Raw genomic sequence first — 23410 nt, 5'->3', positions numbered from 1 at the left:
AGGCAGAAAGTTCGCCGGACGGGCGAGGGATTGCCAAAACGGCCCGGGGGATGGACGGACAGGTGACGACGCGGCTGAGGAAAACCGTGGTGCTTGTCGGCATGATGGGCGCCGGCAAGACGGCGATCGGCACTGCGCTGGCGCGCACGCTCGGCGTGCCATTCATCGATTCGGACGACGAGATCGAGAAGGCCGCGAACCGCAGCGTGGCCGAAATCTTCGCGCGCGACGGCGAGGCGTTCTTCCGGCAGAAGGAATCGCAGGTGCTGGAGCGGCTGCTGGCCGGTCCGCCCTGCGTGCTGTCCACCGGCGGCGGCGCCTTCCTCGCGCCGGCCAACCGCGAGGCGATCGCGCGGGCGGGCGTCGCGGTCTGGCTCAAGGCGGACCTGGAGTTGCTCTGGCAGCGCGTCCGCCACAAGACCACCCGGCCGCTCCTGCGCACCGAGAACCCGAAGGAGACGCTGCGCACGCTTCTCGAGGCGCGCACGCCCGCCTATTCCAAGGCCGAGGTGACGGTCGAGGCGCGCGCGGACTATTCGATCGACGAGATGACGCAGAAGGTGATCGGGGCTCTGGTCGATCACGGCGGCATCGTGGAAGGGAACTGAGCGATGGCGACGGAAACGGTCAGGGTCGAGCTGGGCGCGCGCGCCTACGACGTGCGGATCGGGCAGGGGCTCCTGGCCCGCGCCGGGGCCGAGATCGCGCCGCTCCTGAAGCGCCGCCGCGTCGCCGTCCTGACCGACGAGACGGTCGCCGGGCTGCATCTCGACTCGCTGCGCGATGGGCTGGGCGACATCGCGATGACGGCGCTGGCCTTGCCCGCGGGCGAGGCGACCAAGGGCTGGCCGCAGTTTTCCCGCGCCGTCGACTGGCTGCTCTCCGAAAAGGTCGAGCGGCGTGACATCGTGATCGCGCTTGGCGGCGGCGTGATCGGCGATCTTGCCGGGTTCGCCGCCGCGATCCTCAGGCGCGGCGTGCGCTTCGTGCAGATCCCGACCACGCTTCTGGCGCAGGTCGATAGTTCGGTCGGCGGCAAGACCGGCATCAACTCTGTCCACGGCAAGAACCTGATCGGGGCTTTCCACCAGCCGGCACTTGTCCTCGCCGATATCGGCGTTCTGGACACGCTGCCCGGCCGCGACTTCCTGTCGGGCTATGGCGAGGTGGTGAAATACGGGCTTCTCGGCGATGCCGCCTTCTTCGACTGGCTCGAGGGGAACGGCCCGGCGCTCGCGCGCGGCGACGCGGGGCTGCGCCAGCATGCCGTGCGCCGGTCGGTGGAGATGAAGGCGCGGATCGTGGAACGGGACGAGACCGAGGAGGGCGACCGCGCGCTCCTCAACCTCGGCCACACCTTCTGCCACGCGCTCGAAACCGCGACGGGCTACTCCGCCCGGCTCCTGCACGGCGAGGGCGTGGCGATCGGCTGCGCGCTGGCCTTCGAACTCAGCCAGCGGCTCGGCCTTTGCGCGCAGGAGGCGCCCAGCCGGGTCCGCGCGCATCTGCGGGCGATGGGCATGAAATGCGATCTGGCCGACATTCCCGGCGACCTGCCGGACGCCGACGCACTTCTTGCCCTGATGGCGCAGGACAAGAAGGTGCTGGACGGCAAACTACGCTTCATCCTCGCCCGCGGGATCGGGGAGGCGTTCGTGGCCGGCGATGTCGACACCGCGACGGTGCGCGCCCTGCTTCAGGACGCGCTGTCAATGCGGCCGCTGCCCTAGTCGTCGATCCGGGGCAGCATCAGCGCCGCCATGAAGGCGTTGGTCAGTTCCGTCATGCGACCCGCCTGCGCGGCGTACTGGTCGGCGGCCGTCTTCAGGAAATCCTCCTGCACCTTGCGCAGGTCGGCCGGATCCTTGCAGTGCAGGATCGCATGCTGGGTCCTCACGTCCTCGCGGATGCGCTCGGCCAGGAAGTCCATGTATTCCGCACCCATGTCCCCCAGTTTCTCGATCGCCTCGGTAGAGAACCAGCCGGCGGGCAGGGCGGTGAACCCCGCCATGGGCGACTGTCCGCCCGCGCCCGCCTGCCCGCTCGTCTGCTTGTCCGCCTTCGTCTGTGCCCGTGTGATCATGGCATCCCCCGCTGTTTCCGAATCATGGATAATGATAGCGCACTGATGCCGACGCTTCCTTGATCCGTGTCAGAAACACCCGGAAAGGGCGGATATCCGCGGGTGCCGCCCGCTCAGAACGGAATCTCGTCGTCAAGGTCGGGCCGCCCGCCGCCGGACTGCCCGCCGCCCGAACCGCCCCCGCCATAGCCGCCGCCCGACGATCCGCCGCCGTAGCTGCCCCCATAGCCGCCCGAACGGTCATCGTCGAAGCCACCGGACTGCCCGCCGCCCGAGCCGCCTTCGCCGCGGCCGCCCAGCATCGTCATGGTGCTGCGGAAGGGGCGCAGGACCACCTCGGTCGTGTAGCGGTCGGCACCGGACTGGTCCTGCCACTTGCGGGTTTCGAGCTGCCCTTCGAGATAGACGGTCGATCCTTTACGCAGGTACTGTTCGGCCACCTTCGCCAGGTTTTCGTCGAAGATCGCCACCGAATGCCATTCGGTGCGTTCCTTGCGCTCGCCCGTGTTGCGGTCGCGCCAGGTTTCCGAGGTCGCGATGCGCAGGTTGCAGACCTTGCCGCCGTTCGGGAACGACCGCACCTCGGGGTCGCGTCCGAGGTTTCCGATGAGAATGACCTTGTTGACCGACCCTGCCATCTGCTGTGCCCTCCGGGAGATTCTGGTTACCAGACGGTATAGGCACCCCGAAGGGGTTGAGAAAGGGTAAAACCCCGCCCGCCTCGGCGCTTTCCCGCTGTCAAACTCCGGTTGCAGACGGGCCCGAACGCCCTTTCTACACCTGCCGGCCGATTTCCCTTGCCCGTCACAGCGGGCAGATGACGGGGCAGGACACGGCGTGGCGCCGGTCCCCGAACCAGGAGCAGACGATGAAGAAGATCATTCTTGCCGCAGCCCTCGCCGTGTCCGGCCTGGCGCTTCCCGCCCATGCCTCGGACAAGATCGACGAGGCGACGCAGGCGAAGATCACCGAACAGCTGACCGCCCAGGGCTACGAGGTGCGCAAGATCGACAGCGAGGACGGCATGATCGAGGTCTATGCCCTCAAGGACGGCAAGAAGTTCGAGCTCTACCTGAACGAGGCGCTCGAGATCGTGAAGTCCAAGGAAGAAAGCTGATCCCGGTCAGGGGGGCCGGCCAGCGCCGGTCCCCCGCCCCGCGGAAGGAGGGAACATGAACAGGATCAAGGTCTGGGACCCCTTCGTGAGGGTCTTTCACTGGGCGGTCGTGGCGGGCTTCACCATGAACGCGCTGATCGACGACGCCGAAGGCAAGCTGCACGAATGGATTGGCTACGCCATCCTCGCGCTGGTCGGGCTGCGGGTGATCTGGGGCATCGTCGGCACCCGTCACGCGCGCTTTGCCGATTTCCCGCCCTCGGTCTCGGCCGCCGTGGGGCAGATGACCGACATGGCCACCGGGCGCCGGCATATCCATGCGGGGCATTCGCCGCTGGGCGCGCTGATGATCTACAACCTCCTGCTGACGCTCCTCGCCATCGGCGTCACCGGCTACATGATGACCACCAACACCTTCTTCGGGGTGGGATGGGTCGAGGATGCACACGAGGTGTTGGTGACCTGGGCCGAGGTCTCGGTCGTCTTCCACGTCGCCGGCGCGATCCTGGAAAGCCGCCGCCTGGGCGTCAACCTTCCCAGGGCCATGGTGACGGGCTACAAGGAGGTGCCGCAGGGCAGGGAGGGATGATGGCAGCCATGTCGGGAAAGACCAGAACGGTTGGCGTGGCCCTGGCTGCGCTGATCGTGCTTCAGGGGTTCTGCGCCCTGTTCTTCCTGTCCGATCTGGCGCGGGACTTCATGGAGATGCCCGACCCGGAGGTTACCCTTCTCCACTTTTCGCTGGAGGTGGTCGCGAACCTCGCGCTTCTGGCCGGCGCGGCGGTCGAGGCGGCCTTTCTTGCCGGGCTCCTGCGCCGGCAGGCGCATGCCGAACGCGCGCTGAGCGCCGCGTCGGGTGCGCTGCACGATCTCATGGAAAGCTACTTTGCCGACTGGGGCCTGACCGCGTCGGAGGCCGATGTCGCGGCCTTCACCATCAAGGGCTTCACCATCGCCGAGGTCGCGGAGATGCGCGGATCGGCCGAGGCGACCGTAAAGACTCATCTCAATGCCATCTACCGCAAGGCCGGCGTCAGCGGGCGGTCGCAGCTTGTCAGCCTCCTGATCGAGGACCTGATGCGCGGCGCGCTGCCGGGCGCGGATGGGGCGGCGCAAAAGTCTGGAAACGCGGCCTGAATTCTGTATAGTCCCGCGCGGGTGAATGAACGAGGGACGCATGCGGCGGGTTCTGGCGGCGGGTCTGGCCGCGCTTGTGCTGGTGGCACCGGGCGCGCTCTGGGCAGAGGGCCTGACATTCTCGAAGACCAAGCCGGCCTCGCGCGCGGCGCTGTTCCGGCAGCAGACGGCCCTGATCGACACGCGGATCGCGAACCAGTATTCGGCCTCTGCGAAAGTGCTCTCCGCCAGCATCGCCCCCAATGCCGTCGCGATCCCGAGCTATTCCGGGCGCTACCGCGGGCTCTATCTCGAAACCGCGAGGGCGGCGGCAGAGCGTCACGGGATCCCGGTCGACCTCTTCCTGCGTCTCGTGCAGCGTGAGTCCGGCTGGAACCCGACGGCGGTGTCGCACAAGGGCGCGCAGGGGCTGGCACAACTGATGCCCGAAACCGCGCGCCGGCTGGGCGTCGACCCGGCCGATCCGTCGCAGAACCTCGACGGGGGCGCGCGCTATCTGCGCATGATGTACGACCGTTTCGGCGACTGGCGGCTGGCGCTGGCCGCCTACAACGCCGGGCCCGAGGCGGTGACGAAGCATGGTGGCGTGCCGCCCTATGCCGAAACCCAGGGCTACGTGAAGGGCATCCTCGGCAGTTGAGCCTCGCGCCACCGCCCGCCCGTCACACCCCCGAAATCCGGTAGTCGCGCGGGATGCCGCGCGTCGCGCGCCCCCAGACCGAGCCCGCGGCGCGGCGCTGGTGCGCCTCGAAGGCCGCGCGGTCGCGGAACACCTCGCGCACCGCAAAGCAGGCGGGGTCCGCCATCGAGCGGAACACCTCGAAACTCAGGCATCCGGCCTCGGCCCGCGTCAGGCGGACATGCTCGGGCAGGAGGAGCGACACGCGGTCGGCCTCCTCCAGCGTGCGGCACCTGAGAAACCCGGTCAGGACGACCTGTGACACCTGCGCAAACCTCCGGCGGCGGAACGGGCCGCGACCTTCGGGCGGCGTTGACCGACACTCGCGAAACTCGGCGCGGTTTTCCACGACAATCTGCACCGGACCCTTCCTGCGACCGGGGCAGGCCCGGCGGCTCAGGGCTGGGGCGTCAGCAGCGTGATCCCCGTCGCCGCCGCGCGCGCAAGCTCCGGGTCCAGCGACATCGGGATGTATTCGCCGCGGCGCCACAGTTCCGACAGGTCGTCGTAGTGCCGGCTGAGCGGGTGGCCCGACTGGCCGGTGGACAGGATGAAGACCGAACTGTCGGGGTCGGCAAAGTCGTAGACGCCCCGATATCCGGCGCCATGGACGTTCAGGTATGGTTCCGGTTCGGTCCCCGCCGTGCGGCCGCGCAGCAGCGTGTTGTCCCCGCCCGAGGTCGGCTGGCGGATGTTCACGAACCAGTTCAGCACCGGCAGCCGGCCCAGTACCGAATGATCGTGCGTGGCCTGATGCGCCTCGCCCCAGCGCCAGCTTTCGACATTGGGGCCGAAGCGGGCCGAAAGCTCGACCAGCGCATCGTCCAGCGCCATCCGCGCGATCTCGTCGCAGGTCTCGACCGGGGCCGAGCGCAGCACGTCGCACCAGCGCCCCGCGCCCTCCACGTCGCGGAAGACACGCTCGACGAACAAGGGCTCCAGATGGGTGAACTCCTCGGCCAGGGGGCCAAGCTCGTCCCGGATCAGCCGGAACTGGAGCGCGCGCATCCAGGCGGCGTAGATCAGCGGCTCTGGCAGGTGCTCGCTCATCTCGCCGTCCCACTTGGCCAGCAGGTCGAGCGCGCGCTGGCGCATCCGTTCGGGCGTGCCCTCGGTCGCCGCCTCGCCGGTGAACCACAGGTTCGCGGCGACCAGCGGCAGAAGCGTGCGCGCGGCGGGCGAGGTGGTGTCAAGCTGCGCGGCGATGAAGCTTTCGCGGCTGTGCACCTCGCGCTCCTGCATCAGGCGCGTCCAGCGCTGCACGCGCTGGCTGTCGCCCCAGTACTGGCTGACGTGACGCGGGAAGGGCCGGTCCACCGTCTTGTTGTTGGTGTTGCCGACGATCCCGCCCGCAGGGTTCACGAAGCGCGGGTTCTCCGCATAGGGGAAATACCCCTGCCAGCGGTTCTCGGCGATCCAGCCCGGCGCGGGCATCCGGCCCTGCGACTGGTGGCGCGGGTCGCGCTTCGGCATCTTGCCGATCATCGTCATGGCGATACCGTCGGGCCCCGCGATGACGACGTTCTGGGCCGGCGCCACATAGTCCTCCCCCGCCGCCAGCGCCGCCTCGACCGTCTGCGCCCGCATCATGCCAATGGCCGCGCCGATCGAGCGGTCGGCGGGGTCGAGCGCGGTCCAGGCCAGCGCCGCGACATAGCCCTTCGGCGTTACCGACCCCAGGTCGTAATGCGTGGCCGGCAGCACCGGCCCGTTATCGGTCCAGCGGAGCGTCACGGTCACCGGCGCCGCGTCCTTCACCTCGATGATCGCCTTGCGGGTGACAAAGGGCTTCCAGCCTTCGGCGGTGCGGTAGCGTTCCGGGTCGCCGGGGTTCAACTCCTCGATCAGGATGTCCTGGTCGTCGAGATAGGCCGAGGTGATCCCCCAGCCCAGCGTCTGGTTGCGCCCGGTCAGGATCGCGGGAATGCCGGGGATGGTGCCCCCGATCACGCCGCCCGTGCTCAGCCCCAGATGCGCCAGGTACCAGACCGTCGGCGCCGAGAAGGGCAGGTGGGGGTCGTTGGCCAGCAGAGCCGCACCCGCCGCCGACCGCGAGGGTGCGGCCGCCCAGGCGTTCGAGGCACCCGCGAAGGCCGCGCGCCGGAAGGGCGACAGGGGATCGGCGGGCGCGATGTCGAGCGCGGCAAAGCTGCGCGGCGCGGCCGGGAACAGACCGGCAAAGGGCGGCAGCGCCGCCGTGCCCTCGCCCGGCACCAGCGGAAGCAGGTCGCGCACCCAGTCTTGCGACAAGAGCGATACCCGCGCAGTCAGCACCTCGCGCTCCAGATGCCCCGAGACCTGCAGCGCCATCAGCTTCATCAGCGCGATGGAATCGGCCGGCTGCCAATAGGCGATCTCGTTCGAGAACAGGAAGAACTCCGGCGCCCCCCGGCCCATCGCCTGCGCGTTGACGATGCCGATCCAGGCGTTCACCCCGTCCGAATAGGCGTTGAGCGCCTCCAGCGTCTCGGCATCCTGCGCGCCCGCCGACCGCGTCGCGATGCCGTAGAGGTCAAGCCGGCGCATCATCTCGTCGACGGCCAGCGTCCGTTCCCCGAACAGCTCCGACAGCCGCCCCTGCACCGTCCGCCGCATCAGCGTCATCTGCCAGAGCCGGTCCTGCGCATGGGCAAACCCCAGCGCGAAAAAGGCGTCGCGGTCGCTGGCGGCGAAGATGTGGGGCACGTCGGCGGTGTCGCGCACGATCTCGACCTCTCCCCCCAGCCCCGCCAGCGCGTAGCCGGCGTTGTAGTCGGGCAGCGACCGGCTGGCGAAGTAGTAGCCGAGCGCGAGCCCAGCCACCGCCAGAAGGACGGTCGCGACGACAAGGCGCAGGAGCCATCGGAAGGCAGTGAACATCGGGACTCGCGACCGAGGGCGGTTGACGACGGGGGCAGGGCGGTTAACTAGGACAGAACCGGCCCGACCGCAATGACCAGAGGAGAACAACATGGCGAAGGTGGCATTTCTCGGCCTTGGAGTGATGGGGTTCCCGATGGCGGGACACCTGCAGGCCAAGGGGCACGCGGTGACGGTCTACAACCGCTCGCCCGCCAAGGCCGCGGCCTGGGCCGAACGGCACGGCGGCGCCACCGCCGCCACCCCCGCCGAGGCCGCGCGCGGCGCCGACTTCGTGATGGCCTGCGTCGGCAACGATGACGACCTGCGCGCGGTCTGCCTCGGCGAGGCCGGCGCCTTCGCCGGAATGGCGCGGGGCGCGGTCTTCGTTGACCACACCACTGTTTCCGCCGCCGTCACGCGCGAACTGGCCACCATCGCCGCCGAACGCGGCCTCGGCTATGTCGACGCGCCCGTCTCCGGCGGCCAGGCGGGGGCCGAGAACGGCGTCCTTTCCGTCATGTGCGGCGGGGCCGAGGATGACTATGCCCGGGCAGAGCCGGTGATCGCCGCCTATGCCCGCGTCTGCCGCCGCCTCGGGCCGACCGGCGCGGGCCAGCTGGCCAAGATGGTGAACCAGATCTGCATCGCGGGCCTCGTCCAGGGCCTCTCCGAAGGTCTGCACTTCGCCGAAAAGGCCGGCCTAGACATCGTCCAGCTAGTCGAGGTCATCTCCCAGGGCGCGGCAGGAAGCTGGCAGATGGCCAACCGCCACAAGACCATGGCCGAGGACCGGTTCGACTTCGGCTTCGCCGTCGACTGGATGCGCAAGGACCTGGGCATCTGCCTCAGGACCGGCGACGAGATCGGCGCAAGCCTGCCGGTCACCGCGCTTGTCGACCAGTTCTACAAGGACGTGCAGAAGATGGGGGGCGGGCGCTGGGACACCTCGAGCCTGATCGCGCGCCTGCGCCGGGCGGGCTGACCGCCCGGCCCAACCTTTCCGGCCCGCTCCTTCTTCTTTTTCCAAATATCCTCGGGGGTCGCCATTGGTGCGCCATCGGTCCGAGCACCAATGGCGACGGGGGGCAGACAACCCCCCGCCGCTTTCAGCCGCCCGTGCCGTCAGCCGCCCGTCTCAGGGGATGATGCGCGTGTACTTGGTGCCGGTCACCTTCGCCCCGGCGATGAATCCCGCCTGCCCGTAGACCAGCGCGATGACCGGGGCGAGCGAGGTGGTGGTATCCACCCCCAGAGACCCGCCCTGGTCGGGCAGCGCATAGGCCATGTTGGCGCCCGCGACCCAGCCCGGCGAGGTGCGGAACTCGCTCAGCGCCTCGGGCGTCATGAAGAAGAGCGCGTGTGCATACTGCTGCGCGCCGATCTGGAGGCCGACGCTCGCCTGCGTCGCCGAATAGTAATCCACCGTCGCGCCGTTGATGCGCAGCGCGCCCTGCCCGTAGGAGCCGCCGAAGGTGATGATCCCCGCCTCGGTCACCAGGGGGACGTAAAGGACGCCCACCGCCTTGGCCGCAAGGTCGCGGGTGCCGGGATAGGTCGACGCCAGGTAGTCGCGCGCCGCATCCACGCGCGCGTCGAGCTTGGCCGCGCCCCCGCCGCCGAGCCCGTTGCCGCAGGCCGCAAGGCCGAAGGCCGCGCCCCCGGACAAGATCACGCTTCGCCGCGTCACTCCGCTCATGTCCCTACTCCGCTCTGTTGCCTCATCTGGCGCGCGAAAACGCGCCGGGCGACCCTTCCAGGGCCGTTCTCACCCCACCTATAGTGGGTTTTTGTCCTTTTGTCACCTAGTCTTGCGATCAGCCGCCCTAGACCCGGGCAGGGCCCTCCGCCCAAGCGGATTCCTGCCGGTCAGCCCAGCATCCGCGCCACGCGGGGGGCGAAATAGGTCAGCACGCCATCGCAGCCGGCGCGCCGGAACGCCATCAGGCTTTCGAGGATCACCTCCTCCTTCAGCCAGCCGCGCTCGATCGCGCCCATCAGCATCGCGTACTCGCCCGAGACCTGGTAGGCATAGGTCGGCGCGCCGAAGGCGTCCTTCACCCGCCTGCAGATGTCGAGATAGGGCATGCCGGGCTTGACCATGACCATGTCCGCGCCTTCCGAAAGGTCGCGCGCGACCAGCCGGATCGCCTCGTCGGAATTGGCGGGATTCATCTGGTAGGTCTTCTTGTCGCCGACCAGCCGCCCGCCGGCGCCCACCGCGTCGCGGAACGGCCCGTAGAAGGCCGAGGCGTATTTCGCCGCATAGGACAGGATCGCCAAGTCGCGGTGCCCGGCACCTTCCAGGGCGGTGCGCAACGCGCCGATGCGCCCGTCCATCATGTCCGAGGGGCCAAGGATGTCCGCCCCCGCCTCGGCCTGCGCCAGCGCCATGCGCACCAGTGCCGCCACCGTCTCGTCATTCAGGATGATGCCGTCGCGCACCAGCCCGTCGTGGCCGTTGGCGTTGTAGGGGTCGAGCGCGATGTCGGTCATCACCGCGACCTCGGGCACCGCCGCCTTGATCGCCCGGATGGTGCGGTTGGTGATGTTGTCCGGGTTCCACGCCTCGGCGCAGTCCTCGGTCCTCAGGCCCGCGTCGGTGTAGGGAAACAGGCAGATCGCCGGAATGCCGAGCCGCGCCGCCTCCTCGGCCGCGCGCACCGCGCCCTCGACCGTCACCCGCGCCACGCCCGGCATCGAGGGCACCGGCGCATCGGCGCCCGCCACGTCGGTCACGAACACCGGCCAGATCAGGTCCTTGACCGACAGGTGGGTTTCCTGGGCAAGGCCGCGCAGCGCGGGGGTCCGGCGCAGCCGCCGGAAGCGGGTGGCGGGGAAGGGGCCTTGGGTCGGGGTCATGAACGTGCCTTTCCTGTTGCACTATCGGGTGGCACGGATCGGCCCGCATCTCAAGGGTGGAAAGCGCCGCACTCCGCCGCTAGCATCGGCGCGAGCAGCGGTGGCAAGGGTAACAAGGGTAACAAGCGTGTCGTGGACCCAACTGATTTCCGAAGTGATCGACCTGCGGTCCTTTTCCAACCTCTGGTACTGGATCGCGCTTGCCGTCACCTGGTCCCAGGCCAGCCACTGGGTCATCGGCATCCCCTTCGACATGGTCGTGCGCGCCCGACGCTCGGGCGGCCAGGCCGAGGAGGAGCTTGAAGAGTTCGCCCGCCTCTGCGTCAACCGCGTCCTCTACATTTCCCGCACCGCCGGCAGCAGCCTTCTGGGGATCGGCTCGGCCGCCTATACCTGCCTGGGACTGCTCGGCTTCTACTACGGGCTGGAGATCTGCCAGGCGGTATTCCTCATCCTCTTCCCCCTCGGCCTCGTCGGATTGCTGAGCGTGCGCACCGCCGGGCGCATCGCCGAATACGGCGACAAGGGCAGCGCACTGCACAAGCGGCTTGGCCGCCACCGCATGGCGATCCAGGCCATCGGCGTGGTGTCGATCTTCGTCACCGCGACCTGGGGCATGATCCAGAACGCCAACATCCCCGTCCTGCCGAACTGAGGGCGGGTTGACATCCGCCCCTGTCCGGATAGGTGAGCGGGCATGACCCGCGACAACCACATCACCCTCTCGGGCGCGCCCGAAGGATTTGACGCCCGCCTGCTGGCCCGCGAACTGGCGCGCGGCGCCTCCGTCGTTCATGTCGCGCGCGACGACAAGCGGATGGAGGCGATGCGCGCCGCACTCGCCTTCTTCGCGCCCGAGGCGCCGGTCCTGACCTTCCCGGCCTGGGACTGCGTGCCCTATGATCGCGTCTCGCCCAACCCCGAGGTTTCGGCCGGGCGGATGGCCACGCTTGCGGCGCTGGCCGCAGGCCTCGACGGGCCCTTCATCCTGCTGACCACGCTCAACGCCGCGACCCAGCGCCTGCCCGCGCGCGAGGTGGTGAGTGCCTCCTGCTTCAGCGCGAAAGTCGGCACGCGCGTGAACGAAGGCGCGCTGCGCGACTACCTCGTGCGGATGGGCTTCTCGCAGACCTCCACCGTGTCGGAGCCGGGCGACTACGCGATCCGCGGCGGCATCATCGACATCTTCCCCCCCGGCGCCGGCGGCCCGGTGCGGCTCGACCTCTGGGGCGACATGCTCGACGGCGCGCGCCGGTTCGACGCAGCGACCCAGCGGACGACCGAGAAACTTGCCTCGGTCGATCTCGCCCCGGTCAGCGAGGTCATCCTGGATGAGCCCTCGATTACCCGCTTCCGCCAGACCTACCGGATCGAGTTCGGCGCAGCGGGCACCGACGACCCGCTCTACGAGGCGGTCAGCGCGGGGCGCAAGCACGCCGGCGTCGAACACTGGCTGCCTTTCTTCCACGACCGGCTGGAAACGCTGTTCGACTACCTGCCCGGCGCCTCGGTGATGCTGGATGACCAGTTGACCCCGGCGCGGCTCTCGCGCTCGGAAGGCATCGCCGACCAGTACGAGACGCGGCTGGCCGCGCTGAAGACGCGCGACCGGCTCGATTCGGTTTACAAGCCCTGCGCGCCGGGTCTCCTCTACCTCGACGACGCGGCGTGGGAGGCGGCGATCGCCCCCCGCCGCACGATCCAGCTTGTCGCCCTGCCGCAGCCGACCGGGCCGGGGGTGCTGGACGCCGGCGGGCGCATCGGGCGCAACTTCGCTCCCGAACGCCAGCTTGAAAACGTCAGCCTTTTCGGGGCCTTCGCGGCGCATCTGACGGCACGGCTGAAGGATGGCCCGGTTGTCGTTGCCTCCTATTCCGAAGGCGCGCGCGAGCGTCTGAAGGGCCTGCTGGAGGACGAGGGCGTCAAGGGCGCAGGCGCCGCCCGCGACATCCGCGACCTTGGCGAGGGCAAGCGCGGGCTCTGGCTCGCGGTCTGGGCGCTCGAACACGGGTTCGAGGCGCAGGGCCTGACCGTCATCTCCGAACAGGACGTGCTGGGCGACCGGCTGATCCGGGGCGCCAAGAAGCGCCGCAGGGCCGAGAACTTCCTGACCGAGGCGCAGTCGCTTTCGCCCGGCGACCTTGTCGTTCATGTCGAACACGGCGTCGGCCGCTACAAGGGGCTGGAAACCGTCACCGCGCTTGGCGCGCCGCATGAATGCGTGCTGCTCGAATACGCGGGCGGCGACCGGCTTTACCTGCCGGTCGAGAACATCGAGCTTCTCAGCCGCTTCGGCCATGAGGAGGGGTTGCTCGACAAGCTGGGCGGCGGCGCATGGCAGGCGCGCAAGGCTCGGCTCAAGGAACGCATCCGACAGATCGCCGAACGCCTCATGCGGGTCGCGGCCGAACGCGCGCTGCGCACCGCCCCCATCCTCGAGGCGCCGCACCACGACTGGGACGCCTTCTGCGCGCGCTTCCCCTACCAGGAAACCGACGACCAGCTTTCTGCGATCGAGGAGGTGACAGGCGACCTTGCCGAGGGCAGCCCGATGGACCGGCTCATCGTCGGCGACGTCGGCTTCGGCAAGACCGAGGTCGCCATGCGCGCGGCCTTCGCCGCCGCAATGTCGGGCGTGCAGGTTGCCGTCATCGCGCCGACGACGCTGCTGGCCCGCCAGCATTTCAAGACCTTCTCCGAACGCTTCCGCGGCACCGCCATCACCGTGCGCCCGCTCTCGCGCTTCGTCTCCGCCAAGGACGCGGCCCTGACCCGGCAGGGCCTGGCCGAGGGGACGGTGGACATCGTCATCGGCACCCATGCGGTCTTGGCCAAGGGGGTGAAGTTCCGCAACCTCGGCCTTCTCGTCATCGACGAGGAACAGCATTTCGGCGTCGGCCACAAGGAACGGCTGAAGGAGATGCGGAGCGAAATCCACGTCCTGACGCTGACCGCGACGCCCATTCCCCGCACGCTCCAGATGTCGCTTTCGGGGGTGCGCGACCTCTCGATCATCGGCACGCCCCCGGTCGACCGGCTGGCGATCCGCACCTATGTGAGCGAGTTTGACAGCGTCACCCTGCGCGAGGCGCTTCTGCGCGAACACTATCGCGGCGGGCAGTCCTTCTACGTCGTCCCCCGCATCGCCGACCTGCCGGAGATCGAGGATTTCCTCAAGACCCACGTGCCCGAGGTCAGCTTTATCGTCGCGCACGGCCAGCTTGCCGCGGGCGATCTGGACGACCGGATGAACGCCTTCTACGACGGCAAGTATGACGTTCTGCTGGCCACCAGCATCGTCGAAAGCGGCCTCGACATCCCGACCGCGAACACGATGATCGTGCACCGGGCCGACATGTTCGGCCTGGCCCAGCTTTACCAGATCCGCGGCCGGGTCGGCCGGTCCAAGACCCGCGCCTACTGCTACCTGACGACGAAGCCGCGCGCGCCGCTGACGCCCGCCGCCGAAAAGCGGCTCCGGCTTCTCGGCTCGCTCGACAGCCTGGGCGCGGGGTTCTCGCTCGCCAGCCAGGACCTCGACCTGCGCGGCGCCGGCAACCTTCTGGGCGAGGAGCAGTCTGGCCACATCCGCGAAGTGGGCTACGAGCTTTACCAGGCCATGCTGGAGGAGACGATCGCCAAGCTGAAATCGGGCGACATCCAGGGGCCGGAGGATGACGGCCAGTGGGCGCCGCAGATCAACCTCGGCGTCCCGGTCCTGATCCCGGAAGACTACGTGCGCGACCTCGACGTGCGGCTCGGGCTTTACCGGCGCCTGTCCGGCCTGACCACGAAGGTGGAGCTTGAGGGGTTCGCCGCCGAACTGATCGACCGCTTCGGGGAATTGCCGAAGGAGGTCAACACGCTCCTCCTCGTCGTGCGCATCAAGGCGATGTGCAAGCGCGCGGGCATCGCGCGGCTCGACGCCGGGCCGAAGGGCATCACCATCCAGTTCCACAACGACAGCTTCGCCGACCCCGCCGGGCTGGTCGATTTCCTCCAGGCCGAGAAGGGCCAGGCGAAGGTGAAGGACAACAAGGTTATCCTGACCCGCGCCTGGGGCAGCGAGGGGGACCGCATCAAGGGCGCCTTCGCGGTCGCGCGCGATCTTGCCGAAAAGGTCGTCGCCTTCGAAAAGGCGCGCAAGGCCCGGCGGGCAACGGCCTGAGTTTTAGTGCGGCAGGGTCCGGCGCATCAGAAGCCAGGCCAGCGCCGAACAGATCACCACCCCGACGATCACCGGCACCGCCGTGCCGTCGAAGGTCTGGCCGAGCGGTCCGGCGATCAGCACCGCCATGATGGTGGAGATTGACGCGATGACCGAGGCGGCCATGCCGGCGATATGACCCATCTTCTGCAATGCCAGCGCGTTGAGGTTGCCGAAGGTCAGCCCCGCCATGAAGAACACGCTCGACCCCCAGAGGAAGAAGACCGCAAATCCCGCTGCCCCGGTGCCGACCCCGCCCAGGACCACGGCCAGCACCACCGAGGAGGAGATTGCCTGCCAGAGATAGGCATCCGTCGCCAGCCGCCGCATCCCGACCCGCATGACCAGCGTCGCGTTCAGGAACGTGGCGCTGGCGGCAATCGCCGCCATGAGCGCGAACCAGAGGGGAAAATTCGCGCCCTGGCCATAGGTTACGTCGAATATCTGCTGTGCCGTCGACAACAGCGCGAACATCTGCCCGAAGCCCAGGGTCATCACCACCGTATAGATCCGCACGTCCCGGTTGGCGAGCACCTCGCGCGCGGCCGACAGGATGTTGCGCCCGGAAAGCGGCCGGCGCCGCGGCGGGGCCAGCGTCTCGGGCTGGCGCTGGCCAAGCCAGACCGCCGCGATCAGCGCGAAGACGACGAAGGCCAGGAACACCGCCCGCCAACCGGCCAGCCCGATGATGACCGCGCCGATGGAGGGTGCAACGGCGGGCACGATCATGAAGATCGTCATCGCGAAGGAGGTGACGCGCGCCATCTCGCGCCCCTCGTACAGGTCGCGGACAAGGGCGAGGCCGACGATGCGCGGACCCGCCGCGCCCAGCCCCTGGATCACGCGCGCGGCCAGCAGAAGCTCGATCGTGGGCGCGTAATGCGCCAGGATCGCCCCGGCGATGTAGAGCGCAAAGCCCCCGACGATGGCGGGCTTGCGCCCGGTCGCGTCCGAGATCGGGCCTGCGATCGCCGTCCCGGCCCCCATGCCAAGCACGAAGGCGGTCAGGATCAGCTGCGCGTGGTTGACCGCGTCGGGCGTCAGTTCCGCCGCGATCTCTGGCAGGGCGGGCAGCATCGCGTCGATGGAAAAGGCCACCGTGGCAAACAGCATCGCGATCATCACGGTGAACTCGCCCGCCGGCAGGCGCCGCTGCACCAGGGGGCTGTCGGCGGCGCTGGTCATGCGGTGTTTTCCTTTTTTTGTGAAACGAGTTCATCGATGATCTTCAACCAGGTTTCGGTGGGCTGCGCACCGCTCAGGACATAGGTGTTCGCCAGCACGAAGGTCGGCACCGCGCTGACCCCGCGTTCGCGGGCGTGGGCATCGCGCGCGGCGATCTCCGCCCGGTCGCCGTCGCCCGCAAGCAGCCGCGCCACCATCTCCCGGTCAAGCCCCGCCTCTCCGGCCAGGTCGGCCAGAACCCCGGCATCGCCGATGTCGCACCCCTCGCGGAAGTAGGCGCGGAACAGGCCCGAGACCACCGCCGTCTGCCGCCCCTCCAGCCCCGCCCAATGGATCAGCCGGTGCGCGTCGAGCGTGTTCGGCGTGCGTTCGATCCGGTCGAGGTTCAGCTCAAGCCCGGCGTCTTCGGCGTGGTCGACGACCGGCCGGTAGGCGCGCACCGCGCCCTCCTTGCCGCCAAACTTCGCCTCCATGTAGGTGCGCCGCTCCACGCCTTCGCGCGGCATTTCGGGGTTGAGCTGGAAGGGATGCCACTCGATCTCGAACGGATGATCCGGCCGCGCCTCCAGCGCGCGGTCCAGCCGGGCCTTGCCAATATAGCACCAGGGGCAAATCGGATCGGAAAGGATATCAAGCTTTATCAATGCGTTTTCTCCCATTCCTCGCGTAATGCGCGGCGGTTTGTCTTGCCCGTCGCCGTGCGCGGCAGGCTGTCCCTGCGCAGGTAGAGCCGGGGCTGCTTGTAGCGGGCGAGCGCCCGGGCTGCCGCCGCCTCCAGGTTCTGCTCGCTGGCGGTACCGCAATGGGCAAGCGCGATCACGGTCGTGTCGGCCTTCACCCGCGCCTCGAAGGCGGCGCAGGCCTCCAGCCCCGGCGCATCGGCAAAGGCGGCCTCCACCTCGGCGGGGGAGACGCGGTAGCCGCCCGCGTTCATCATGTCGTCGGCCCGGCCCAGATAGCGGAACGCGCCGTCCACTGTCGCGACCGCGCGATCGCCGGTCAGGAACCAGTCGCCGCGAAAGCGCGCGGCGGCCTCGTCCGGGGCGTCGGCGTAGGTGAGGAACAGGCCGAGGTCGGAGCGGTGGACGGCAATCGTGCCCTCGGCCCCGTGCGCGACCGGGTGGCCCTCATCGTCCAGGATGCCGACATGCCGCCCGGCCTGCGGATAGCCCAGCGTGCCCGCGGGCGCGTGCCGGGCGGGCGAGCCCGACAGGAAGGTGGAGCATTCGGACATGCCGAAGGCCTCGTGGACCGGTGTCCCGGTGGCCGCCATCCACGCCGCCCGCGTCGCCTCGGGCAGCTTTTCCCCGGCTGAAAGCCCGTGCCGCAGGCGGGGCAGGGCAAGCCGGGCGCCGTACTTGAGGAGTTGCCGGTAAACGCCAGGCGCCGCAGCAAAAATCGTCGCATCGAAGCGCTTCATCAAAAGCGGGATCTGGTCCGCCGTCACGCCCGCCGCCGGGACCAGCGCGGTGGCGCCGAGGGTCCAGGGATCAAGCAGCCCGGTGCCGAGCGTGTAGGTCCAGTTCATCGCGCCCGCGTGCAGCATCCGGTCGTCGGCGCGCAAGCCATACCAGCCCTCGAACATCAGCGCGCGCGCCAGAATGGCGCGGTGCGCGTGCAGGACCGCGCGCGGCGCGCCCGAGGTGCCGGAGGTGTAGACGGCATAGGCGGGCCGGTTGGAATCGCCCGTGGCAAAGGCGGCCGGGCTCAGCCCTTCCATCTCCATCAGCGCGGATGCCTCAAGGGCGGGGATGCCCTCGGGCCGGGCGATGCCCGCGCCGGCGACCGTCAGGCGGGGGGCAAGATCGCGGGCGATGCGCTCCACCTCCGGCTGCGTCAACTGGCTGGAGGCGACGACGGGCACCAGCCCCGCGGCGATCGCGCCCAGGAAGGCCAGCGGAAATTCCACCCCGTTGCCGAGCCGCAGAAGAACGCGGTCGCCCGGGGCGAGCCCACGCTCCAGCAGCCCCGTGGCCACGCCGCGTACTGCACCGGACAGGCGCGCATAGCTCCAGCGTTCGGCCCCGGAGGGGCGCAGAAGCTGAAGCGCCACCTTGTCGCCCAGCGTTTCGGCACGCGCGAGCACATGCTCCGCCAGATTGAGCGACGCAGGCAGGGGCAGGGGGGCGGGATTCCGGCTGGGCGACGGCATGGGTCCTCGCTACGCCCCTTGCCGGGGCGTTGCAAGGCACAAGGGAAACGCGCTAATGCACAGACCCGATGCACGCGAGAGGGCGCAGGTGGCGGCGGCATGACCAAATCGAACGATCAGACCCGCATCATCCGGATCGCGCGCGCCAGCGGGGCTGGCACGGCGGCGGCCGAACCGATCGACCTTGGCAAGCGTGTGCGCGACCTGAGGAAGGCGCGTGGCTGGACGCTGGAACAGGCGGCGGTGCAGGCGGGGCTGGCGCGCTCGACCCTCTCGAAGATCGAGAACGGGCAGATGTCGCCCACCTACGAGGCGCTGAAGAAGCTGGCCGAGGGGCTGGCCATCTCGGTGCCGCAGCTGTTCACGCCCGCCGCGCAGACGCAGGTGAACGGCCGCATGGCGGTGACCAAGGCGGGCGAGGGGCAGGCGCACCTGACCACGACCTATGAACACGAGCTTCTGGCCGGCGCGCTGACGCGCAAACAGATGCTGCCCTACCGCGCCCGCATCCGCGCCCGCCGGCTCGAGGAATTCGACGGCTGGGTCCGCCACGAGGGCGAGGAGTTCCTTTATGTCCTCACCGGGATCGTGACGCTTTACACCGAGTTCTACGAGCCGGTCGAACTCAGGCGCGGCGACAGCGCCTATTACGACGCCGCGATGGGGCACAACGTGGTTTCCGTCAGCCCCGAGGATGCGACGGTGCTCTGGGTGACAAGCCTCGCCTAGTCGTCGCCGAAGCGGGCGTCGTCGTCGCTTTCGTCCTCGCCCTCAGGCAGGTACTTGCGCGACAGGCTGATCGAATGGTCGTCGTGGCGCGGGTCCATGACCACGTCTGAGGGCAGTTCGCCCGTCAGCCAGTCGCGGATCTCCTCCTTCGCCTCGGTGATCTCCTGCCCGGTCAGCTCGGCGATGTAGGTGATGAAAGCGCGCTGGTCGCCGTCGATCTCTTCAAGCTCCGCCTCGTCGGCATCGGGCCATTTGTCGAGGATCGCGTCGAAGAACGCGAACCAGTTTTCCTGAACGTGATGCCATTTCATCGGTCTTCTCCCGGCGGTCTTCAGGGTGATCTTGCACCCAAAGGCCTAGCGGGAAAAGAGTTTCGGAAGGATGAGTGCCGCGACCAAAGCGCCCGCGACCTCGGCAGAGGCCGGGGCGGGCGCATCACCGGGCCAGACAGCGCCGAGCGCGCCCGCAGCCCAGCGTACCGGACGGCCTTGGCTGCGCAACGGGCGCGAACGTTCGTTCCGCGTGCCGGTCGCCGACGTCGCGCGGCGTCACCGGGCCGCCGGGCGAACGGAGTTGCGGCGCCCTTGCCGCGTCAGAACCAGCCCTGGACGGTGCGCGCGCCCGCCGAGACGTCCTCGCCCGCGCCGGCGACGGCGTTACAGCCGGCAAGGGCCGCGACGAATGCCAGAAGGATCAGTTTCTTCATGCTCTCAGTCCTCATACCACCATGTTTCCGGCTGGAATCCGGGCCAGTCGCCGTATAGCGGAATCCGGTCCGGATAGTGAAGATGCCGGTCGTGCGCCAGCCGCGACACGCGGCTGAACCAGACCGGGATGACATAGCGCCCCGCCGTCAGGATGCGGTCGAGCGCCTGGGTCGCGGCCACGAAATCCTCTTGCCCTCCGGCCCCGACCATGGCCGCGATCATCGCCTCGGCGGCGGGGGAGTTCATGCCCATCCAGTTGCGGGTTCCGGGTTCGGTCACGCCCGCAGCCCCCCAGTAAAGCATCTGTTCGTTGCCGGGGCTCAGCGACAGGGCGCGGGTGTACCAGGCCATGTCGAAAGCATAGGTGTTTGTGCGCTCCTTGTACTGCGCGCTGTCGACCGAAGTAACGGTCGGCACGATGCCGAGGTTCTTGAGCGCCTGCACGTAGATGTCGACGACCTGTTCGGTCTGGGTCGCGCCCGATTGCAGCACGATCTCGAAGGTGAAGGGCTGGCCGGCCGCGTTCTGCATCACGCCGTCCCGGACGGTCCATCCCGCCTCCTCGAACAGCGCCATGGCGCGGCGCAGGCTCTTGCGGTCGACCGCCTGGCCCGCGTTCCCTTCGGGGAGCGCATAGCCCTCGATCGTGCCGGGCGGCAGGTCGGCGGCGAAGGGGGCGAGCAGCGCCGCGACCTTGCCGGTCGCCGGGCCCGCGTCCATGCCGAGCGGCGAGTTCGAGAAGTAGGAGGCGATGCGCGGCTCGCTGCCCGCGTTGATCGCCTGGTTCACGAAGTCGAAGTTGAAAGCCTGGATCATCGCCTCGCGCACGCGCCAGTCGGCGAAGACCGGGTTTCGGGTGTTCATGACCAGTCCGGTGATGCCCGACGGGCGCTGGTTCGGGATCTCCGCCTTGATGACCTCGCCCGTCTGAACGGCGGGAAAATCGTAGGATGTCAGCCACTTCGACGCGCTCGATTCGCGGAAGGAGGAGGTGTCGCCGGCGGTGAACGCCTGAAACGTCACGTCGCCATCGCCGAAATAGTCGTAGCGGATCTCGTCGAAATTGTTCAGCCCCCGGTTGAACCCGAGATGGGCGCCCCAGTAGTCGGGATTGCGGCGGAAGGTGATGAAGCGGCCCGGCTCGAAATCCGCGACGACGTAGGGGCCCGACCCCACGGGCACGTCGAGCGCGCTTTCGGCAAAGTCCTTCCCCTCCCACTGCGCCTTCTTCAGGATCGGGCGCATCCCCATCAGGAGCGCCAGTTCCCGGTCCGCCGAGTCGAAGCTGAAGCGGACCGTGCGCTCGCCCGTCTGCTCCATCTTCGCGACCTTGTCCCAGACGTTGCGGTAGCGCGGATGGCCCTTGGTGCCAAGCGTCTCGTAGCTCCACATCACGTCCTCGACCGTCACCGGGCTGCCGTCGGAGAATCGCGCCTCGGGGCGCAACGTGAAGGCGACCCAGCTGCGCGATTCGTCGGTTTCCACCGATTCGGCGAGAAGCCCGTAAAGCGTGAACGGCTCGTCGATCGAGCGCGCCATCAGCGTCTCGACCGTGTGCAGGCCAAGGCCCCAGGGGGCGGAGCCCTTGAGGATGTAGGGGTTGAGGGAGTCGAACCCGCCCGCCTCGCCGAAGACGATCCGTCCGCCCTTTGGTGCGTCGGGATTGGCATAGGGCAGCGACACAAAATCGGGTGGAAGCGCGGGCTTTCCATACATAGCTATGCCATGGCTCGGTTCGGCCGCCACTGGCGCCGCCGTTCCCAGAATCGTGGCCGCGACAAGGGTCCGGACAATGCTTGCGAAAAACTCCGGTCTCATTTCGGCAACAATTCCCGCCCTTGCGTTTTGATTGGGGCCAAGGCTATCGCGGCTTCCCTGCCTTTTCAAACTTTTAGCTTGGCCAGTGGCGGTGAACCGCGTATAAGGATGGCACTGCTCGATAGGTTTCTTGCCTGTATGAAACCTGCCTCAATAACTTGACGCCCGCCTCGCGCGGGCGTTTTTTTTGGTGCCGCGGCGTCAGCCCGGCGGCGCGAAACTTTTTCCTGTTCTTTGCGTCCGCAGCACCTATTGTCGCTGCAACGCAACATGATCGGGGAAGTCCATGCAGCTTTCGGGGCAACTTTCGGGCAAGACCGCCATCGTCACCGGATCGAACTCCGGCATCGGCCTTGGCGTCGCCGTCGAACTGGCGCGGCAGGGGGCCGACATCGTCCTAAACTCCTTCACCGACCGGGCCGAGGATCACGCGCTGGCCGAACGCATCGGCGCGGAGCACGGGGTGAAGGCGCGCTACATCAAGGCCGACATGTCGGTGGGCGAGGATTGCCGCGCGCTGGTCCGGCAGGCGGGCGGCTGCGACATCCTGGTCAACAACGCCGGCATCCAGCACGTCGCCCCGGTCGAGGACTTCCCGGTCGAGAAGTGGAACGCGATCCTGGCCATCAACCTGTCCTCCGCCTTCCACACCACCGCCGCCGCCCTTCCGGGGATGCGCGAACGCGGCTGGGGCCGGATCGTCAACATCGCCTCGGCCCACGGGCTGACCGCCTCGCCCTTCAAGTCGGCCTATATCGCGGCCAAGCACGGGGTGGTCGGCCTGACCAAGACCGTCGCGCTGGAAACCGCGGGGCAGGGGATCACCGCGAACGCGATCTGCCCCGGTTACGTGCTGACGCCGCTGGTCGAGGCGCAGATCCCCGACCAGATGAAGGTACACGACATGGACCGCGAGACGGTGATCCGCGAGGTTATGCTGCTGCGCCAGCCCTCGCGCCAGTTCGCGACGGTGGAAGAAATCGGCGGTACCGCGGCCTTCCTCTGCTCGCCCGCCGCCGCGCAGATCACCGGCACCACAATCTCCGTCGACGGCGGCTGGACCGCGCTCTGATCACGCCTCGGGGCGGGAGGGGCCGGTGGGCCCCGACAGCCCCGTGCGCGGCGGCTTCGGCGCGGGATAGACGAGACCGGCGGAGATGATGAGCTTGGCCGCGTCCTCCACCGACATGTCCAGATAGATCACGTCGCGCCGGGGGACATAGAGCAGGAAGCCCGAGGTCGGGTTCGGCGTCGTCGGCAGGAAGACGGTCAGTACGTCGTCCTCCGGCAGGCGCATCAGGATCTCGCCCTTGGCCGAGGTGGAGACGAAGCCGATCGCCCAGATGCCGGGGCGGGGATATTCGATCATGCAGGCCTTGTCGAACTTCGCCTCGGACTGGTTGAAGACGGTCTCGGCGACCTGCTTCACGCCGCTGTAGATCGAGCGCACGATCGGCATGCGGTCGACCATGCTTTCGCCCCAGGCGATCAGCGACCGGCCAAGGATGCCCTTGGCGATCCAGCCCACGACCACGGTGAAGACCAGGAAGATGACGACGCCGATCCCGCGCAGGTCCAGCACGCCGTCGCCGCACCAGTAGGGCAGGTCGGCGGGCGTCTGCCCGGCCAGCGGCGCGTCACAGAAGAGGTCGCGCACCAGCGTCGCGGGCTGATAGCGTTGCGGGATGAACGGCAGCACCCAGCTGTCGATCCAGCCGGTGACCTTCCAGATCAGCCAGAAGGTCAGGCCGACCGGCGCGATGACCACAAGGCCGGTCAGGAAGTTCGCGCGGAAGCGCGCGATCAGCCCCTTCCGGCGCGTTCCATGCGGCGTCGGATGATGGTCGCCCGTCTGTCCGGTTTCCATTCGGTCCCCCCTGTCCGGGCGGAATGTAG

At 68.6% G+C, this 23410-nt stretch carries 24 protein-coding genes; 11 read left to right on the top strand and 13 right to left on the bottom strand.

What is annotated here, in order from left to right; translation table 11 throughout:
• Positions 1-62: 62 nt before the first annotated feature.
• Together N5I32_RS04960 and aroB are read left to right on the top strand one after the other, a co-directional pair.
• Positions 63-608 carry a shikimate kinase gene (locus N5I32_RS04960; RefSeq protein ID WP_261494287.1) on the top strand — a complete coding sequence of 182 codons (546 nt, stop codon included), beginning with the start codon at positions 63-65 and terminating at the stop codon, positions 606-608.
• A gap of 3 nt (positions 609-611) precedes the next feature.
• Entirely contained in the window at positions 612-1730 is a 1119-nt protein-coding gene (gene aroB / locus N5I32_RS04955; RefSeq protein WP_261494286.1) for a 3-dehydroquinate synthase, read from the top strand.
• On the opposite strand, the gene N5I32_RS04950 is transcribed toward aroB, so the two are convergent.
• Entirely contained in the window at positions 1727-2083 is a 357-nt protein-coding gene (locus tag N5I32_RS04950) for a phasin family protein (protein ID WP_261494285.1), read from the bottom strand. The genes aroB and N5I32_RS04950 overlap by 4 nt on opposite strands.
• 113 nt (positions 2084-2196) lie before the next feature.
• Positions 2197-2721: a single-stranded DNA-binding protein gene (gene ssb, locus N5I32_RS04945; protein WP_261494284.1), complete on the bottom strand. Its 525-nt coding sequence runs from the start codon at positions 2719-2721 to the stop codon at positions 2197-2199.
• Positions 2722-2951: 230 nt separating this feature from the next.
• Between ssb and N5I32_RS04940 the strand changes: the two genes are divergently transcribed.
• Genes N5I32_RS04940 through N5I32_RS04925 form a run of 4 tightly spaced genes read left to right on the top strand, consistent with a single transcriptional unit; the run spans position 2952 to position 4977 of the window.
• On the top strand, positions 2952-3200 hold the full coding sequence (locus N5I32_RS04940; RefSeq protein ID WP_261494283.1) for a PepSY domain-containing protein: 249 nt from the start codon (positions 2952-2954) through the stop codon (positions 3198-3200).
• Between the two features lie 55 nt (positions 3201-3255).
• Positions 3256-3789, top strand: a complete 534-nt coding sequence (locus tag N5I32_RS04935; RefSeq protein WP_261494282.1) for a cytochrome b/b6 domain-containing protein — start codon at positions 3256-3258, stop codon at positions 3787-3789.
• Positions 3789-4337 (top strand): helix-turn-helix transcriptional regulator, encoded by a 549-nt coding sequence (locus tag N5I32_RS04930; protein WP_261494281.1) that lies wholly within the window; start codon positions 3789-3791, stop codon positions 4335-4337. Before N5I32_RS04935 ends, N5I32_RS04930 begins: the two co-directional genes overlap by 1 nt.
• Positions 4338-4377: 40 nt before the next feature.
• Entirely contained in the window at positions 4378-4977 is a 600-nt protein-coding gene (locus N5I32_RS04925) for a lytic transglycosylase domain-containing protein (RefSeq protein WP_261494280.1), read from the top strand.
• Between the two features lie 22 nt (positions 4978-4999).
• On the opposite strand, the gene N5I32_RS04920 is transcribed toward N5I32_RS04925, so the two are convergent.
• Positions 5000-5281 carry a putative quinol monooxygenase gene (locus N5I32_RS04920; protein WP_261494279.1) on the bottom strand — a complete coding sequence of 94 codons (282 nt, stop codon included), beginning with the start codon at positions 5279-5281 and terminating at the stop codon, positions 5000-5002.
• Positions 5282-5412: 131 nt separating this feature from the next.
• On the bottom strand, positions 5413-7875 hold the full coding sequence (locus N5I32_RS04915) for a penicillin acylase family protein (protein ID WP_261494278.1): 2463 nt from the start codon (positions 7873-7875) through the stop codon (positions 5413-5415).
• Positions 7876-7966: 91 nt separating this feature from the next.
• Here N5I32_RS04915 and N5I32_RS04910 point away from each other — a divergent pair, with 91 nt between their 5' ends.
• A complete protein-coding gene (locus tag N5I32_RS04910; RefSeq protein WP_261494277.1) occupies positions 7967-8839 on the top strand; it encodes an NAD(P)-dependent oxidoreductase in 873 nt (290 codons plus the stop codon).
• Positions 8840-8992: 153 nt separating this feature from the next.
• Here the strand turns inward: N5I32_RS04910 and N5I32_RS04905 are convergent, their stop codons facing one another.
• On the bottom strand, positions 8993-9553 hold the full coding sequence (locus N5I32_RS04905; protein WP_261494276.1) for a lipid-binding SYLF domain-containing protein: 561 nt from the start codon (positions 9551-9553) through the stop codon (positions 8993-8995).
• A 170-nt stretch (positions 9554-9723) separates the two neighbouring features.
• Positions 9724-10716: a porphobilinogen synthase gene (hemB, locus tag N5I32_RS04900; protein ID WP_261494275.1), complete on the bottom strand. Its 993-nt coding sequence runs from the start codon at positions 10714-10716 to the stop codon at positions 9724-9726.
• 127 nt (positions 10717-10843) lie between these two features.
• Here hemB and N5I32_RS04895 point away from each other — a divergent pair, with 127 nt between their 5' ends.
• Both N5I32_RS04895 and mfd read left to right on the top strand, forming a co-directional pair.
• Positions 10844-11371, top strand: a complete 528-nt coding sequence (locus N5I32_RS04895) for a component of SufBCD complex (RefSeq protein WP_261494274.1) — start codon at positions 10844-10846, stop codon at positions 11369-11371.
• A gap of 42 nt (positions 11372-11413) precedes the next feature.
• Positions 11414-14884: a transcription-repair coupling factor gene (gene mfd, locus N5I32_RS04890; RefSeq protein ID WP_261494272.1), complete on the top strand. Its 3471-nt coding sequence runs from the start codon at positions 11414-11416 to the stop codon at positions 14882-14884.
• A 3-nt stretch (positions 14885-14887) separates the two neighbouring features.
• Here mfd and N5I32_RS04885 read toward each other — a convergent pair whose 3' ends face one another.
• The 3 genes from N5I32_RS04885 to N5I32_RS04875 are packed head-to-tail and all read right to left on the bottom strand — an operon-like array spanning position 14888 to position 18260.
• Positions 14888-16108, bottom strand: a complete 1221-nt coding sequence (locus tag N5I32_RS04885; RefSeq protein WP_439648176.1) for a multidrug effflux MFS transporter — start codon at positions 16106-16108, stop codon at positions 14888-14890.
• Positions 16105-16752 carry a DsbA family oxidoreductase gene (locus tag N5I32_RS04880; RefSeq protein ID WP_261494271.1) on the bottom strand — a complete coding sequence of 216 codons (648 nt, stop codon included), beginning with the start codon at positions 16750-16752 and terminating at the stop codon, positions 16105-16107. Before N5I32_RS04880 ends, N5I32_RS04885 begins: the two co-directional genes overlap by 4 nt.
• The gene (locus N5I32_RS04875) at positions 16749-18260 is read right to left on the bottom strand and encodes a class I adenylate-forming enzyme family protein (protein WP_261494270.1); all 1512 of its coding nucleotides are present in this window, start codon (positions 18258-18260) and stop codon (positions 16749-16751) included. The genes N5I32_RS04880 and N5I32_RS04875 overlap by 4 nt, the downstream gene beginning before the upstream one ends.
• Before the next feature lie 99 nt (positions 18261-18359).
• Between N5I32_RS04875 and N5I32_RS04870 the strand changes: the two genes are divergently transcribed.
• The gene (locus tag N5I32_RS04870; protein ID WP_261494268.1) at positions 18360-18989 is read left to right on the top strand and encodes a helix-turn-helix domain-containing protein; all 630 of its coding nucleotides are present in this window, start codon (positions 18360-18362) and stop codon (positions 18987-18989) included.
• On the opposite strand, the gene N5I32_RS04865 is transcribed toward N5I32_RS04870, so the two are convergent.
• From N5I32_RS04865 to N5I32_RS04855, 3 genes are all read right to left on the bottom strand, one after another.
• Positions 18986-19300 (bottom strand): hypothetical protein, encoded by a 315-nt coding sequence (locus N5I32_RS04865; RefSeq protein WP_261494267.1) that lies wholly within the window; start codon positions 19298-19300, stop codon positions 18986-18988. The two genes, N5I32_RS04870 and N5I32_RS04865, sit on opposite strands and share 4 nt — an antisense overlap.
• 281 nt (positions 19301-19581) lie before the next feature.
• Positions 19582-19695: an entericidin EcnA/B family protein gene (locus tag N5I32_RS04860; RefSeq protein WP_261494265.1), complete on the bottom strand. Its 114-nt coding sequence runs from the start codon at positions 19693-19695 to the stop codon at positions 19582-19584.
• A 4-nt stretch (positions 19696-19699) separates the two neighbouring features.
• Entirely contained in the window at positions 19700-21514 is a 1815-nt protein-coding gene (locus N5I32_RS04855) for an extracellular solute-binding protein (protein WP_261494263.1), read from the bottom strand.
• A gap of 286 nt (positions 21515-21800) precedes the next feature.
• Here N5I32_RS04855 and N5I32_RS04850 point away from each other — a divergent pair, with 286 nt between their 5' ends.
• Positions 21801-22586, top strand: coding sequence for a 3-hydroxybutyrate dehydrogenase (locus N5I32_RS04850; protein ID WP_261494262.1), 786 nt, complete (start codon positions 21801-21803; stop codon positions 22584-22586).
• Here N5I32_RS04850 and N5I32_RS04845 read toward each other — a convergent pair whose 3' ends face one another.
• Positions 22587-23381 (bottom strand): DUF502 domain-containing protein, encoded by a 795-nt coding sequence (locus N5I32_RS04845; protein WP_261494261.1) that lies wholly within the window; start codon positions 23379-23381, stop codon positions 22587-22589.
• Between the last annotated feature and the right edge of the window lie 29 nt (positions 23382-23410).

Origin of the sequence: Albidovulum sediminis (genome assembly GCF_025380365.1) — a bacterium.
Lineage (GTDB): Bacteria > Pseudomonadota > Alphaproteobacteria > Rhodobacterales > Rhodobacteraceae > Albidovulum > Albidovulum sediminis.
This window is presented reverse-complemented; position numbering and strand designations above follow the sequence as displayed.

Coding starts and splice junctions, on each gene's coding strand:
- N5I32_RS04925 (WP_261494280.1), top strand. CDS start 4,378: ATGCGGCGGGTTCTGGCGGCGGGTCTGGCCGCGCTTGTGCTGGTGGCA.
- N5I32_RS04885 (WP_439648176.1), bottom strand. CDS start 16,108: ATGACCAGCGCCGCCGACAGCCCCCTGGTGCAGCGGCGCCTGCCGGCG.
- hemB (WP_261494275.1), bottom strand. CDS start 10,716: ATGACCCCGACCCAAGGCCCCTTCCCCGCCACCCGCTTCCGGCGGCTG.
- N5I32_RS04855 (WP_261494263.1), bottom strand. CDS start 21,514: ATGAGACCGGAGTTTTTCGCAAGCATTGTCCGGACCCTTGTCGCGGCC.
- N5I32_RS04875 (WP_261494270.1), bottom strand. CDS start 18,260: ATGCCGTCGCCCAGCCGGAATCCCGCCCCCCTGCCCCTGCCTGCGTCG.
- mfd (WP_261494272.1), top strand. CDS start 11,414: ATGACCCGCGACAACCACATCACCCTCTCGGGCGCGCCCGAAGGATTT.
- N5I32_RS04940 (WP_261494283.1), top strand. CDS start 2,952: ATGAAGAAGATCATTCTTGCCGCAGCCCTCGCCGTGTCCGGCCTGGCG.
- N5I32_RS04860 (WP_261494265.1), bottom strand. CDS start 19,695: ATGAAGAAACTGATCCTTCTGGCATTCGTCGCGGCCCTTGCCGGCTGT.
- N5I32_RS04915 (WP_261494278.1), bottom strand. CDS start 7,875: ATGTTCACTGCCTTCCGATGGCTCCTGCGCCTTGTCGTCGCGACCGTC.
- N5I32_RS04870 (WP_261494268.1), top strand. CDS start 18,360: ATGACCAAATCGAACGATCAGACCCGCATCATCCGGATCGCGCGCGCC.
- N5I32_RS04935 (WP_261494282.1), top strand. CDS start 3,256: ATGAACAGGATCAAGGTCTGGGACCCCTTCGTGAGGGTCTTTCACTGG.
- aroB (WP_261494286.1), top strand. CDS start 612: ATGGCGACGGAAACGGTCAGGGTCGAGCTGGGCGCGCGCGCCTACGAC.
- N5I32_RS04865 (WP_261494267.1), bottom strand. CDS start 19,300: ATGAAATGGCATCACGTTCAGGAAAACTGGTTCGCGTTCTTCGACGCG.
- N5I32_RS04905 (WP_261494276.1), bottom strand. CDS start 9,553: ATGAGCGGAGTGACGCGGCGAAGCGTGATCTTGTCCGGGGGCGCGGCC.
- N5I32_RS04930 (WP_261494281.1), top strand. CDS start 3,789: ATGGCAGCCATGTCGGGAAAGACCAGAACGGTTGGCGTGGCCCTGGCT.
- N5I32_RS04910 (WP_261494277.1), top strand. CDS start 7,967: ATGGCGAAGGTGGCATTTCTCGGCCTTGGAGTGATGGGGTTCCCGATG.
- N5I32_RS04845 (WP_261494261.1), bottom strand. CDS start 23,381: ATGGAAACCGGACAGACGGGCGACCATCATCCGACGCCGCATGGAACG.
- N5I32_RS04850 (WP_261494262.1), top strand. CDS start 21,801: ATGCAGCTTTCGGGGCAACTTTCGGGCAAGACCGCCATCGTCACCGGA.
- ssb (WP_261494284.1), bottom strand. CDS start 2,721: ATGGCAGGGTCGGTCAACAAGGTCATTCTCATCGGAAACCTCGGACGC.
- N5I32_RS04950 (WP_261494285.1), bottom strand. CDS start 2,083: ATGATCACACGGGCACAGACGAAGGCGGACAAGCAGACGAGCGGGCAG.